Raw genomic sequence first — 13,877 nt, 5'->3', positions numbered from 1 at the left:
GACCGGGATCAAGCTAGCGCTGCGACACCCGCCAGTTCGGGTTGATCCAGGGCTCCAGGTTCGAGGCCGGCAAGGGCGTCCGCCCCAGGATATGATCTGCCGCCTTCTCGCCGGTCATGATCGAGGGGGCGTTCAGGTTGCCGTTCGTCACCTGCGGGAAGATCGACGAATCGGCCACCCGCAGCCCTTCGACCCCGATGACCCGGCATTCGGGATCGACCACCGCCATCGGGTCGGACGCCCGCCCCATCCGGCAGGTGCCGCAGGGGTGATAGGCGCTTTCGACATGCTCGCGCAGGAAGTCGTCCAGTTGGGCGTCGGTCTGGACACCCGGCCCCGGTTGCAGTTCGGCCTTGAGGTAAGGTTTGAACGCCTCCTGCCCGAAGATCTCGCGCGTCAGGCGGATGCAGGTGCGGAAATCCTCCCAGTCCTCGGGGTGCGACATGTAGTTGAACCGGATCACCGGCGCGTCCGTGGGATTGCCAGACCGCAGCGTGACCGAGCCGCGCGACTTCGACCGCATAGGCCCGACATGGGCCTGAAAGCCGTGACCTTCCGCCACCGCCTTGCCGTCATAGCGCACGGCGATGGGCAGGAAGTGATACTGGATGTCGGGGTATTCCACCCCGGCCTTCGACCGGATGAAGGCGCAGGCCTCGAACTGGTTCGAGGCACCCGGCCCCGACCGGCTGAGAAGCCATTGCGCGCCCACCCAGGCCTTGCCCCAGAGATTCCAGTATTTGTAAAGGGTTATCGGCTGGCTGGCCGCGAACTGCATGTAGATTTCCAGATGGTCCTGCAAGTTCGCCCCCACGCCGGGCCGATCCGCGACCACCTCGATCCCGTGCTCCTTCAGATGCGCCGCAGGGCCGATCCCCGACAGCATCAGAAGCTTCGGCGAGTTGATCGAGGACGCCGCAATGATCACCTCGCGCCCCGCCCGGATCACCTGCCGCCCGGCGCGGGTATCGACCTCGACCCCCACCGCACGCCTGCCCTCCAGCACCACGCGGCGGGCGAACCCCCGCACCACCTGCACGTTCCCCCCCTTCAGCGCAGGCTTCAGATAGGCATTCGCCGCCGACCAGCGCCGCCCCTTGTGGATCGTCGCCTCGAAGGGGCCGAAGCCCTCCTGCTGCTGGCCGTTGTAGTCCGCCGTCACGGGGTATCCCGCCTGCCGCCCGGCCTCGATGAAGGCGTCGAACAGCGGGTTTTCCCGCTTGCCGCGGGTGACGTGCAGCGGCCCGTCCGTGCCGCGGAACTCCGGGCCCGACCCGCCGTGCGAAGTTTCCATCCGTTTGAAATAGGGCAGCACGTCGGCATAGGACCAGCCGTCCGCCCCCATCTCGGCCCAGGTGTCGAAGTCGCGCGCGTGGCCCCGGACATAGACCATCCCGTTGATCGACGAGGACCCCCCGATCACCTTGCCGCGCGGCGTCGCCAGCACCCGCCCGCCCAGATGCGGCTCGGGTTCCGTGGCAAAGCCCCAGTCGTAGATCCCCATGTTCATCGGATAGCTCAGCGCGCCCGGCATCTGGATGAAGGGCCCCGCGTCAGACCCGCCATGCTCGATCACCACCACCCGCTTGCCCGCCTCGGCCAGCCGATAGGCCATCGCACAGCCCGCCGACCCGGCCCCCACGATCACATAATCCGCCTGCATCAGACCGCCCCCCGCTTGAGTTCCGCTTCCAGGTGCCGCAGCGCCAGCTCCACCGCCGCCGCCCCGTCCGGCGCGCCCGATTTCAGCACCTCGCGCAGGTAAAGCCCGTCGATCAGCGCCCCCAGCGATTCGGCGATCCCCTCGGCCCGATCCCCAGCCAAGGGCCGCAGCGCCGAGACCAGATTCGACCGCAGCCGCCCCTGATAGATCGCCAGAAGCCGCCTGGCTGCCGGCACCGTCTGCGCCAGGACCCAGAAGTTCAGCCAGGCCCCCACCGCCTCGCGCCGGAAGTTGCCGGGGCTGAAACTGGCCCGAAGAATCGCCCTGATCCGCCCCTCCGGCCCCTCGGCCACCGACAGCGCACCGCGCACCTCGGCGCCATAGAGCGTCATGATGTGCCGCATCGCGGCTAGGAACATCTCTTCCTTCGACCCGAAGTAATGATGCGCCAGCGCGCTCGACATCCCCGCCCGCTTGGCGATCTGGCTGACCGTCACATCCAGCGACCCCACCCTGCCGATCTCGACAATCGTGGCTTTCACCAAGGCTTCCTTGCGGATAGGCTCCATTCCAAGCTTCGGCATGTCGGTGCGGCCCCAGAAATCTCTTGCCAAACCGAATAAGGGCGAAGTTTATTGACTCGTCAATCAACAAAAAACTGCGGGGAGTTTCCATGTTCATCCGTTCCACTCTCATGACCACCGCCGTCACCTTCGCGCTGGCCGGGTCCGCCTTCGCCGAGGGCTGCGACAAGATCGTCTTCTCGGACGTCGGCTGGACCGACATCACCGCCACCACCGCCGCGACGACGCTGGTGCTCGAGGCGCTCGGCTACCAGACCGAGACCAACATCCTCTCCGTCCCCGTGACCTACGCGGGCCTGGCCGAGGGCGACATCGACGTGTTCCTCGGCAACTGGATGCCGACGATGGAGGGCGACATCGCCTCCTACCGCGAGGCCGGCACGGTCGAGACCGTCCGCACCAACCTGGAAGGCGCGAAATACACGCTGGCCACCAACGAATACGGCGCGGCGCTGGGGATCAGCGATTTCTCCAACATCAAGGACCATGCCGAAGAACTGGAAAACCGCATCTACGGCATCGAGGCCGGCAATGACGGCAACCGGCTGATCCTCGACATGATCGCCGCCGACAAGTTCGGCCTCGGCGGCTTTGAACTGGTCGAAAGCAGCGAACAGGGCATGCTGGCCGAGGTGGACCGCAAGACCAGCGCGGGCAAGCCCATCGTCTTCCTCGGCTGGGAACCGCACCCGATGAACGCGAACTTCAAGCTGACCTATCTTTCGGGCGGCGACGATGTCTTCGGCCCGAATTTCGGCGGCGCCATCGTGGCGACGAACACCCGCAAGGGCTATGTCCAGGAATGCCCCAATACCGGCAAGTTCCTGCAGAACCTCAGCTTCTCGCTCCAGATGGAAAACGAGATCATGGGCGCGATCCTGAACGACGGCACCGACCCGCGTGAGGCCGCCAAGGCCTGGCTTGCCGCCAATCCGGCGACCTGGGAGGCCTGGCTGGACGGCGTGACCACGAAGGACGGCGGCGACGCCAAGGCGGCCGTCGCGGCGGCGCTGCAATAGGCTTCGGCAGGCCGGGGCTCAACCCGGCCGCCGCTTTCGACCCGGCTGAACGGGGGGGACCGACGTGGACTGGCTGCAAACCACCTTTCCGTGGCTATTCGAGAAGATTCCGGTGGGCTGGGCGGCCAAACAGGGCGTGGACTGGCTGAAGGCCAATGCGCGCCCGCTGTTCGACGGGATCAGCGATGCCTGCGGCTGGCTCATCAACGCCACGCTGTCGCTGATCCAGTGGCCGCATCCCCTGATCGTCGTGGCGCTGTTCGTCGCGCTGACCTGGGTGCTGCAAAGGTCCTGGAAAACCTGCCTTCTGGTGCTGCTGGGCTTTCTCTTCATTCTGAACCAGGGCTACTGGAAGGCCACGACCGAAAGCCTCGTCCTGCTGTTCTACTCCTGCCTGATCTGCATGGCGATCGGGGTGCCCATCGGCATCGCCGCCGCGCACCGGCCCCGGCTTTACGCCGCCATGTCGCCGATCCTCGACCTGATGCAGACCCTGCCGACCTTCGTCTATCTGATCCCCGCCGTGGTCTTCTTCGGCCTCGGCATGGTGCCGGGCCTTCTGGCCACGGTGATCTTCGTCGTCCCCGCGCCGATCCGGCTCACCTACCTTGGCATCTCGGCCACGCCCACGGCGCTGATCGAGGCCGCAACCGCCTTTGGCGCCACGCCCCGACAGAAGCTGTGGAAGGTGGAACTGCCCTATGCCCTGCCGCAGATCATGGCGGGGCTGACGCAGACCATCATGCTGTCGCTGTCGATGGTGGTCATCGCCGCCATGGTGGGCGCCAACGGCCTTGGCATCCCCGTGGTGCGGGCGCTGGGGCAGAACAACTCCGCGCTCGGGTTCGAATCGGGGATGGTTATCGTCGTGGTGGCGATCATGCTGGACCGCATGCTTAGGGTGACGCGCAAATGACCAATGCCGTCGAATTCGACCGCGTTTCCATCGTCTTCGGCGACCGGCCGGAAACCGCCCTGCCGCTGATGGATCAGGGCAAGTCGCGTGCCGAGGTGCAGCAGGCCACCGGCCAGGTGCTGGGCGTGCACGACTGCACCTTGTCCGTAGCCGAGGGCGAGATCCTGGTGCTGATGGGTCTGTCGGGCAGCGGCAAGTCCACGCTTCTGCGCGGGGTCAATGCGCTGAACCCCGTGGTCAGGGGCGAGGTGCGGGTGCTGGACGGCGACCACATGGTCTCGGTGACGAAGGCCGACCCGGCGACGCTCCGCCGCCTGCGCGCGACCCGCGTCGCCATGGTGTTCCAGCAGTTCGGCCTGCTGCCCTGGCGCACGGTGCGCGAAAACGTGGGCCTGGGGCTGGAGCTTGCCGGCATCCCCCCCGCCCAGCGCCGCCCGCGCGTCGATGCGCAGCTGGAGCTGGTGAACCTGTCGCAATGGGTCGACCGCAAGGTGGGCGACCTCTCGGGCGGGATGCAGCAGCGCGTGGGCCTGGCTCGCGCCTTCGTGACCGAAGCGCCGATCCTGCTGATGGACGAACCGTTCAGCGCGCTTGACCCGCTGATCCGGTCGAAGTTGCAGGACGAGCTTCTGGACCTGCAACAGAAGCTGAAGCGCACCATCGTCTTCGTCAGCCATGACCTCGACGAGGCCTTCAAGATCGGCAACCGCATCGCGCTGATGGAGGGCGGGCGGATCGTCCAATGCGGCACCGCGCGCGAGATCATCGCGAACCCGGTTTCGGACTATGTGGCCGATTTCGTCGCGCACATGAACCCGCTCGGGGTGCTCACCGCCCGCGACGTGATGGAGGCCGGTGAAGCCTCGGCCCATGCCCGCGCGCTGGATGCCGAAACGCCTGTGAAGGACATCATGGACCTGATGGCGCAGGGCGTGGCCGAACTGGTGGTGACGGAAAACGGCCGCAACCTCGGGATGGTTCGGACGGCGGGGCTGATCGCCAAGCTCATCAACCCGCGCGGCTGACGGACACCGGGGGCAAAAGTTTTCGAAAACTTTTGCCAAGACTTTTCGAAAAGTCTTGGCCCGCCGAACGGGAGGGACCCCTGCGTCCTCATCGGTACGACACCCCAGAGAGGAGAGCGCGAACTGCGCGACGAGCCGCCCCGAAGTGCCACGCCAAAAAGTTAAGCCCGGGTAAAGGCCCGCAACCAACCTCTTGATTTCATTGGGCTGGAAAATGGCGCCGCGCGCGGCGCTTACTCTGCCTTGGCCGCCTGCTTCTTCGGAGCCGCCTTCTTCACCCCCGCCTTCGCTGGGGCCTTCTTCGCCGCAGGCTTGGCCGCCGCCTTCTTCGCCGGAGCCTTGGAAGCCGCCTTCTTCTTCCCCCCCGACTTCCCCGCCTTCTCGGCGATCAGGGCCAGCGCCTCCTCCAGAGTGACCGCCTCCGGCTCCACCCCCTTCGGCAGCGTCGCGTTCACTTTTTCCCACTTCACATAGGGCCCGTATCTGCCTGGCATCACTTGGACCTCGCCGCCGTCCGGATGCGCCCCCAGCACCTTCAGCGGCCCCGCAGGGGCGGCCCTGCCCCGGCCCCGGCTCGCCTTCTGGGCCAGCACTTCCACCGCCCGGTTCATCCCGATGGTGAAGACCTCCTCGACCTCCGGCAGGTTCGCATAGACCGAGCCATGCTTCACATAGGGCCCGAACCGCCCGATCCCCGCCTCGACCGGCACGCCATCCTCGGGATGCCTGCCAACTTCGCGCGGCAGGGAAAGCAGGGCAAGCGCCCGCTCCAAAGTCAGCCCATCGGGAGTCCACCCCTTCGGCAGGCTCGCCCGGTCGGGCTTCGGATTGGCCTCGCTGGCCTCGCCCCGCTGGACGTAGGGCCCGAACCGCCCCGCCCGCAGGCTGATCTCGTTGCCCGCCTCATCCAGCCCCAGCACCCGCCCGTCCGAGGCCACACTCTCGGCATCCCCCGCCAACGGCCGCGTGTAGCGGCATTCCGGATAGTTGCCGCAGCCGATGAAGGCCCCGCCCGAGCGCGCCGTCTTCAGATGCAGCCGCCCCGTCCCGCAGGTCGGGCAGATCCGGGGATCGCCGCCATCCGCCCGCGGCGGGTAGAGATGCGGGGCCAGGAAATCGTCCAGCTTCTCCAGCACCTCGCCGATGCGCAGGTCCGCCGTCTCGGCCACCGCAGCCGAAAAGTCGCGCCAGAAGCGGGCCAGCACGTCCTTGTAGTCGCGCTCTCCGGCCGAGACATCGTCCAGCTCCGCCTCAAGATCGGCGGTGAAATCATACTCGACATAGCGCTTGAAGAAGTTCGCCAGGAACGCCGTCACCAGCCGCCCCTTGTCCTCGGGGATCAGACGGTTCTTCTCCTTCCGCACATATTCCCGGTCAACGATCGTGGTCAGGATCGAGGCATAGGTAGAGGGCCGCCCGATCCCCAACTCTTCCATCCGCTTGACCAGCGTCGCCTCGGTATAGCGCGGCGGGGGCTGGGTGAAATGCTGCTCTGGCGTCACCGCGCCCTTGTCCAGCGCCTCGCCCTGCATCACCTGCGGCAGGCGGCCCTCTTCGTCCTCCTCACCCTCCTGCCGGTCGTCGCGGCCCTGGTCGTAGACCTTGAGATAGCCGTCGAACAGCACCACCTGACCATTGGCCCGGAACCCCACCTGACCATCGGGCGAGGCCACGTCCACCGCCGTCCGCTCCAGCCGCGCGGCGGCCATCTGGCTGGCAATCGTCCGCTTCCAGATCAGGTCATAGAGCTTGCGCTGGTCCTCCTCGACCCGGATCTTCTCGGGACCAAGACCCATGTCCGTCGGCCGGATGCATTCATGTGCTTCCTGAGCATTCTTGGCCTTGTTCTTGTACATCCTGGGAGAATCCGGGACGTAGGCCTCGCCGAACCGCCGCCTGATCTCGTCGCGGGCGGCCATCACCGCCTCGGGCGCCATGTCGATCCCGTCGGTCCGCATGTAGGTGATGTAGCCCGCCTCATAGAGCCGCTGTGCCGCGTTCATGCACTGCTTGGCGCCCATGCCGTATTTGCGGCTTGCCTCCTGTTGCAGGGTCGAGGTCATGAAGGGCGGCCAGGGATTGCGGGTGGCAGGTTTCGATTCCACCGCCATCACCTTGAAATCGCGCGATTTCGCCGCTTGGACGGCCAGTTCGGCAGCGGTGGCGGTCGGGATGTCGAACTTGGTCAGCTTCTTGCCGCCCAGAGTGACCATCCCGGCCTCGAACTCCTGCCCGCGCGGGGTGCGGAACACGGCCTTCACCGTCCAGTATTCCTGGGCCTTGAAGGCCTCGATCTCCATCTCGCGCTCGACGATGAGCCGCAGGCAGACCGATTGCACCCGGCCCGCCGATTTCGCGCCCGGCAGCTTGCGCCACAGGACCGGCGACAGGGTGAAGCCCACCAGATAGTCCAGCGCACGACGGGCGAGATAGGCCTCGACCAGCGGTGTGTCGATGTCGCGCGGTTCCTTCATCGCCTTGGTCACGGCGTCCTTGGTGATGGCGTTGAAGGTGACGCGGGCGACTTTCTTGCCTTTCTTCAGGCTGCCTTGCAGGGCCTCCTTCAGGTGCCAGCTGATCGCCTCGCCCTCGCGGTCGGGGTCGGTCGCAAGGATCAGGGTGTCGTCGGACTTCAGCGCCTCGGCGATGGCGCGGACGTGTTTCTTCGATTCGGGGGCGACTTCCCACAGCATGTCGAATCCATGTTCGGGATCGACCGAGCCATCCTTCGCCGGCAGGTCCCGGACATGGCCGTAAGAGGCGAGAACCGTGAAGTCGGGGCCAAGATACTTGTTGATTGTCTTGGCCTTGGCGGGGGATTCGACGACGACGACTGGCATGTGTTTCCCAACGCTCCAAGGCCCCACGGACGGCGCGGCACCATGTGGGTGTCGCGGCAGACTTGTCAACCGGGGGGCAAACGGACGCTCGTCGCTTCCGTTCGGTCGCTCCTCGCCGGCGGATGCCAGAGCGAAGACCGACCGCAGGGGAGGGATGAGCGGCGCCTGGCGGTGCGGTCAGTCCACCCGCGCCAGCAGCCCGCCCGGCTGACGGGCAATGCGGCCTTCGAGTTCCAGGCTCAGCAGTTCGGGCGCAAGCTGGGCCGAGGTGACCTTCAGATCGCGCATCAGCTGATCCTCGGCCAGGGGGCTGGGGCCAAGCCGGTTCAGGATCATGGAATGCAGCAGCGCCACATCCTTCAGCGGGCGCTGCGGCGCTTCCGGCCCGGGCAGGGGCGTAAGCTGCATGACCGGTTCGGGCCGCGCATCGGTCGGGGCGCCCAGCGCCTCGAGCACGTCCTGCGGACCGCGCACCAGAAGCGCCCCGTCGCGGATGAGCCCGTTGCAGCCCGAGGCGTGGGCATCGAACGGGTGGCCGGGCACTGCCATCACCTCGCGGCCATAGTCGAGCGCCGCCTTCGCGGTGATGAGACTGCCGGATTTCGATGCCGCCTCGACCACGACAACGGCACGCGACAGGCCCGCGACGATGCGGTTGCGCAGGGGGAAGTGGCGGGCCTGAGGCTCCAGCCCCGGCGGGTGTTCGCTGATCCGGCAGCCCCTTTCGTCGATCAGGCGGGCAAGGCCGTCGTTTTCCGCCGGGTAGATCACGTCGATCCCGCCGGCCATCACCGCGACCGTTCGCCCTTCGCCCTCCAGCGCCGCCTCATGCGCGGCGGTGTCGATGCCGCGGGCGAGGCCCGAGACCACCGTGAACCCGGCCTCGGACAGGCCCTGCCCCAGCCTGCGCGCCATGCGCATCCCCAGCGACGAGGCGTTGCGCGCGCCGACCATGCCGGTGGCCGGGCGATGAAGCAGCGCAGCGTCGCCCTTCACCCACAGGACCGGCGGCGCATCGGGGATGTCGGAAAGGGCGCGGGGATAGTCGGCCTCGCCATGGACCACGAGCCGGGCGCCCGCAGCAAGCCCCTGGCGTTCCTCGGCCAGCACCACGCCCATCGGGCAGACCTCGTAATCCTCGACCCCGGCCGCAGCGGCGATGCCCGGCAAGGCCGCCAGCGCCGCCCGGGCCGAGCCGTGTTCGGCCATCAGCCGGTGCCAGGTCACCGCCCCCACGCGCCGCGACCGCGCCAGCCGCAGCCGGTCGCGCCGATCCTCGACCGTCAGGGCGCAAGAGTGGTTCGCAAGCTGACCATCCGCCATCGGAAGCCCCATCACATTCGCTCCGGCCAGTCTGCGCCGGGGAAGGTTAACGAATGCTGAACGTGATCCGGGCCTTCAGTCACAAGCATTGCAGTCGGCGCGGATATTTGATCATATGGCGTCAAGGCCCCGAGGTCCGAGTCCGGTCTTTGCGGGTGACATGCCTTCTGGGGAGCAAAGACCATGTTGAACGCCGAAGTTGCCAAGCGCCGCGACGAAGCCATCTCGCGCGGGGTGGGGATGATGACGCAGATCTATGCGGATCGGGCGCTGAACGCGGAAGTCTGGGACATCGAGGGCAACCGCTACATCGACTTTGCCGCCGGGATCGCGGTGGTGAACACCGGGCATTGCCATCCGAAGGTCATGGCAGCGGTGGCCAACCAGATGACGAAATTCACCCACACCTGCCACCAGGTGATGCCCTATGAGAATTACATCCGTCTGGCCGAGCGGCTGAACGAGAAGGTGCCGGGCGATTTCAGGAAGAAGACGATCTTCGTGACCACCGGGGCGGAAGCCTGCGAGAACGCGATCAAGATCGCCCGCATCGCCACCGGCCGGAACGCCGTGATCGCCTTCGGTGGCGGCTTCCACGGCCGGACCTTCATGGGCATGTCGCTGACCGGGAAGGTCGAACCCTACAAGAAGGGCTTCGGCGCGATGATGCCGGACGTCTTCCATGTCCCCTTCCCGATGGAGCCGCACGGGATTTCGACGAAGGACGCGATGGCGGGGATCGAAAAGCTCTTCAAGGCCGACCTCGACCCGGCCCGGGTGGCCGCGATCATCTTCGAACCGGTGCAAGGCGAAGGCGGCTTCTACCCCGCGCCCACCGACCTTGTGAAGGCGATCCGCGCACTGTGCGACCAGCATGGCATCGTGATGATCGCGGACGAGGTGCAGACGGGCTTTGCCCGGACCGGCCACCTCTTCGCGATGGAGATGCACGGGGTCGCCGCCGATCTGACCACCATGGCCAAGGGCCTTGCGGGCGGGCTGCCGCTGGCGGCCGTCACGGGGCGCGCAGAGCTGATGGATGCGGCCAATCCGGGGGGCCTCGGTGGCACCTATGCCGGGAACCCCCTTGGGATCGCGGCGGCCAATGCAGTTCTGGACGTGATCGAGGAGGAAGACCTCTGCGCCCGTGCCAATGAGCTTGGCAGCCGGTTGAAGCAGCGGCTCGAGGCCCTGCGCGCCACCACGCCCGAGATCATCGACATCCGCGGCCCCGGCTTCATGGTCGCGGTCGAATTCGGCAAGCCGGGCACCCATGAGCCCGACGCGGGCTTTACCGGACGGGTCCGGCTGGAGGCGCAGAAGCGCGGGCTGATCCTGCTGACCTGCGGTGTCTACGGCAACGTCATTCGCTTTCTGGCGCCGATCACCATTCCGGATGCCCATTTCGCGGAAGCGATGGACATCCTGGAGGCTTCGGTCGCGGCGGCGCGCCAGGGCTGACCTCGGTGGGCTATCTGTCGACGACGTCCGAGGCAGGGAAATACAATGTGCAGCGGGCGGTCGAGGAGCTGGTCGCCAAGGGCGGGCCCGGCCCCTTGCGGCAGGGGCTTGCCATGGTCCGGTTGCAGCTTGGGCGCTACAAGGTTCGGCCCGAGGAATATTTCACCTATGCCTTGTGGAGAAAGGACCGTGGAAGGGCCTTCCTGCGCGACTTCATCTCGAACTGGCGGGTCAATGAGTTCAACAGCTCGCTGAACATGCCCGACCGGGGGCTGGCGCATGATCTGGTGAACGACAAGGTCGGCACCGAAGCGCTTCTGTTTGCCCGGGGCCTGCCCGTCAGCCGGACGCTGGCCGCCTATGCGCCCGAGGGCGAGGCGCTGCCGGACCTGCCCCATCTGCGCGCCTTGCGGTCGGCGCAGGATCTGGAAGCGTTCCTTGGCGATCCGGCAAACCTTCCCGTCTTCGGCAAGCCGCGGGCGGACAGTTTCGCCCGCGGGGCGGCGGCGATCTCGGGCCTCTCCGAGCCGGGCAGGCTCAGGTTCCTGACCGGAGAGATCGTGCCGGTGGACGGGCTTGCCGCCGAGATCGTCCGGGACTGGAGGCAGGGCTATGTCTTCCAGCCCTTCTACCAGTGCGAGGCCAGCCTGCGGCGGCATGTCGGGGCGGCGATGGCTTCGGTCCGCATCGTGACGCTTTGGACCGACCGGGGGATCGAGCCCTGGTATGCGGTGATCCGGCTGCCTGCGAAGACGGCGATGCATGACGGCGATGCGAAGGATCAGAGGATCTGGGGGCTGATCGACATCGGCACGGGCGAGGTGGTGAAGCTGCGCATCCTTCGTGACCCGCTGGCCGAAGACCAGCGCCATGGGAATGACCCTGATCTGCCCTTCCTTGGGTTCAGGATGCCCGACTGGGCACGCGCGATCGAGATTTGCCAGGAGGCTCACACCAGCTTTCCGGGCCATGGGATCATCGGCTGGGATGTGTTCCTGACCGATGCGGGGCCGATCCTGAACGAGGCCAATGCCAGCCCCGGCCACGTCTACCAGGTCGCCGCACAGCGACCGTTGCTGAACCCCGACCTGCGCCCGGCCTACGAGCGCGCCCGGGCCTTCGCGCGCCAGCACGGCGGCGGCAACCCCGCCTTTTGATGGCCGGCACGGCAAGGGATTTGCTCCTGCTGCACCGAATCGGTTGAAATCCGCCCAGAGCGCCGCCAAACCGAAGGTTGTGGAACCTTTTGCGCCGCACGGCGTTAGAATGCAGCAGATGAGTCATCAATTGGAGCACACATGATGAAGCGTTCTCTTCTTACTCTTCCCCTGATTCTGGCCTTGGTGGCAGCCTGCACCCCGGCCGAACAGAACGCGACGCTGGGCGCTTTGGGCGGTGCTGCTGTCGGGGCGGCGGTGTCGTCGGACAAGGACCGCACCAAAGGGGCGATGGTCGGCGCCGTGGTCGGCGTTGCCGCCTCGCAGCTGCTTGGGCCTGCGCCGCAGAGAGGCAAGTGCTACTACCGCGACCAGTACGGCAACCGCTTCATCGCCGACTGCGCGTAAGCCCGGCACCATTGCAAGCGACTTTTTCGGAAACCCTGGCCGTCCGCGGCCGGGGTTTTTTCATGCAATCCCCCCAGCGCCCCCCTGCGCACCTGCAAAGCCTTGCGCCCTTTCGCAGGACAGGCAGAGCGGCTAGAAGCGCGGCCAGTCCAGCACAGGGGCCGATATGGCTGATCCATCGTCCGGGATCGAGATTGCCGCTGCCAGCGTCGTGCTTGGCGACCGGCCGGTCCTGACCGGGCTGAGCCTGCGTCTGACCGAACGGCGGATCGGCATCCTGGGCCGGAACGGCTCGGGCAAGACCACGCTGTTGCGGCTGATCGCGGGCCTGATCGCGCCGCAGACCGGCACGGTTCGCGTGGACGGGTTCGATCCCTTCGCCGATCGGCGCGCGGCGCTGGCAGGAATCGGCATCCTGTTCCAGAACCCCGACCACCAGATCCTGTTCCCGACCGTCGAGGAGGAACTCGCCTTCGGTCTGGCGCAGCAGGGCCTCTCGCAGTCCGAGGCCCTGGCCCGCGCCAATGCCGCCCTGGCGTCCGAGGCCCGGGCGCATTGGGCCAAGGCCCCTGTCACCAGTCTGAGCCAGGGCCAGCGCCATTACCTGTGCCTGATGGCGGTCCTGCTGATGGCCCCGCGCACGATCCTGCTGGACGAGCCGCTTGCCGGGCTGGACCTGCCGACGCAGGCGCGTCTTGCCCGCCGCTTTGCCGCCCTGCCGCAGCGGTTGGTGACGATCACCCATGACCCGGCAAGCGTGGGCGACTGCGACCGCGTGATCTGGCTCGACGCGGGGCGGATCGCGGCGGATGGTCCTCCGTCCAGGGTGATCCCCCTTTACACCGCCGAAATGGCCCGGATCGGAGCGACGGATGCTGACGCTGACCTTGCCGGTTGAGACCGCGCTGCACCGGGTTTCGGCGGCGGCCAAGCTGGCGGGCATCGCCGGGCTTGGCGTGATTCTGGGGCTGACCGCTGATCCTGTCCTGCTGGCCGCGGTCTTCGCGGGCCTGTGGCTGGCCTACCTGCCGCTGGGTCCGGTCGAGGCCGCCCGCCTGCCGCGCCGCCTGTGGCTGCTCTGGCCCTTCGTTCTGGTGATCGGCGGCTGGCATCTGGTCCGAGGCACACCCGAGGCCGGGCTGGTGGTCATCCTGCGGATGCTGACCATGTTCGGCGCGGCGACGCTCATGCTGCTGACCACGCGGTTCGACGCGCTTCTGGCGGCGTTCTCGTCCCTTCTGCGCCCGCTGGAGCGCCTTGGCCTGCCGGTCAACCGCATCGCGCTGGCGCTGGCCATGGCGGTCCGGTTCATCCCGGTCCTGACGCAGCGGGCCAGCGACCTGGCCGAGGCCTGGCGGGCCCGGTCCGCCCGCAAGGCTCGTCACCGCCTGCTGGTTCCCCTTGCCATTGCGGCGCTGGACGAGGCCGACCATGCCGCCGAAGCCTTGCGCGCCCGAAGTGCTTTGGTATAACACCCGCAG

The 13,877-nt window shown here is 67.1% G+C and carries 12 protein-coding genes; 8 read left to right on the top strand and 4 right to left on the bottom strand.

The features are described from left to right. Positions 1–13: 13 nt before the first annotated feature. Together betA and betI are read right to left on the bottom strand one after the other, a co-directional pair. The gene (gene betA / locus D5084_RS11830) at positions 14–1,663 is read right to left on the bottom strand and encodes a choline dehydrogenase (RefSeq protein WP_128515698.1); all 1,650 of its coding nucleotides are present in this window, start codon (positions 1,661–1,663) and stop codon (positions 14–16) included. After that, the gene (gene betI / locus D5084_RS11825) at positions 1,663–2,247 is read right to left on the bottom strand and encodes a choline-binding transcriptional repressor BetI (protein WP_128515697.1); all 585 of its coding nucleotides are present in this window, start codon (positions 2,245–2,247) and stop codon (positions 1,663–1,665) included. The genes betA and betI overlap by 1 nt, the downstream gene beginning before the upstream one ends. Positions 2,248–2,336: 89 nt before the next feature. On the opposite strand from betI, the gene choX reads away from it, so the two are divergent. The 3 genes from choX to choV all read left to right on the top strand — a co-directional run bounded on the left by choX (position 2,337) and on the right by choV (position 5,207). Then, positions 2,337–3,266, top strand: coding sequence for a choline ABC transporter substrate-binding protein (gene choX / locus D5084_RS11820; RefSeq protein WP_128515696.1), 930 nt, complete (start codon positions 2,337–2,339; stop codon positions 3,264–3,266). Positions 3,267–3,330: 64 nt separating this feature from the next. Further along, on the top strand, positions 3,331–4,182 hold the full coding sequence (choW, locus tag D5084_RS11815; RefSeq protein ID WP_128515695.1) for a choline ABC transporter permease subunit: 852 nt from the start codon (positions 3,331–3,333) through the stop codon (positions 4,180–4,182). Further along, positions 4,179–5,207 carry a choline ABC transporter ATP-binding protein gene (gene choV / locus D5084_RS11810; RefSeq protein ID WP_128515694.1) on the top strand — a complete coding sequence of 343 codons (1,029 nt, stop codon included), beginning with the start codon at positions 4,179–4,181 and terminating at the stop codon, positions 5,205–5,207. Before choW ends, choV begins: the two co-directional genes overlap by 4 nt. A 233-nt stretch (positions 5,208–5,440) precedes the next feature. On the opposite strand, the gene topA is transcribed toward choV, so the two are convergent. Further along, entirely contained in the window at positions 5,441–8,047 is a 2,607-nt protein-coding gene (gene topA, locus D5084_RS11805; RefSeq protein WP_128515693.1) for a type I DNA topoisomerase, read from the bottom strand. A gap of 177 nt (positions 8,048–8,224) precedes the next feature. Then, on the bottom strand, positions 8,225–9,382 hold the full coding sequence (dprA, locus tag D5084_RS11800) for a DNA-processing protein DprA (RefSeq protein ID WP_238382629.1): 1,158 nt from the start codon (positions 9,380–9,382) through the stop codon (positions 8,225–8,227). A 171-nt stretch (positions 9,383–9,553) separates the two neighbouring features. Between dprA and D5084_RS11795 the strand changes: the two genes are divergently transcribed. The 5 genes from D5084_RS11795 (at position 9,554) to D5084_RS11775 (ending at position 13,868) form a co-directional block, all read left to right on the top strand. After that, positions 9,554–10,831, top strand: coding sequence for a 4-aminobutyrate--2-oxoglutarate transaminase (locus D5084_RS11795; protein WP_128515692.1), 1,278 nt, complete (start codon positions 9,554–9,556; stop codon positions 10,829–10,831). Between the two features lie 5 nt (positions 10,832–10,836). Continuing rightward, the gene (locus D5084_RS11790; protein WP_128515691.1) at positions 10,837–11,988 is read left to right on the top strand and encodes a sugar-transfer associated ATP-grasp domain-containing protein; all 1,152 of its coding nucleotides are present in this window, start codon (positions 10,837–10,839) and stop codon (positions 11,986–11,988) included. Positions 11,989–12,129: 141 nt separating this feature from the next. Then, positions 12,130–12,396 (top strand): YMGG-like glycine zipper-containing protein, encoded by a 267-nt coding sequence (locus tag D5084_RS11785; protein ID WP_238382628.1) that lies wholly within the window; start codon positions 12,130–12,132, stop codon positions 12,394–12,396. A gap of 166 nt (positions 12,397–12,562) precedes the next feature. Then, on the top strand, positions 12,563–13,294 hold the full coding sequence (locus D5084_RS11780) for an energy-coupling factor ABC transporter ATP-binding protein (protein ID WP_128515690.1): 732 nt from the start codon (positions 12,563–12,565) through the stop codon (positions 13,292–13,294). Further along, positions 13,269–13,868, top strand: coding sequence for an energy-coupling factor transporter transmembrane component T family protein (locus D5084_RS11775; RefSeq protein ID WP_128515689.1), 600 nt, complete (start codon positions 13,269–13,271; stop codon positions 13,866–13,868). The genes D5084_RS11780 and D5084_RS11775 overlap by 26 nt, the downstream gene beginning before the upstream one ends. The last annotated feature ends 9 nt before the right edge of the window (positions 13,869–13,877 follow it).

Origin of the sequence: Tabrizicola thermarum (genome assembly GCF_003574395.1) — a bacterium.
In the GTDB taxonomy this organism is placed as follows: Bacteria; Pseudomonadota; Alphaproteobacteria; order Rhodobacterales; family Rhodobacteraceae; genus Tabrizicola; species Tabrizicola thermarum.
Note: the sequence above shows the minus strand (reverse complement) of the source record. Positions and strands in the feature narration are given on the sequence as shown.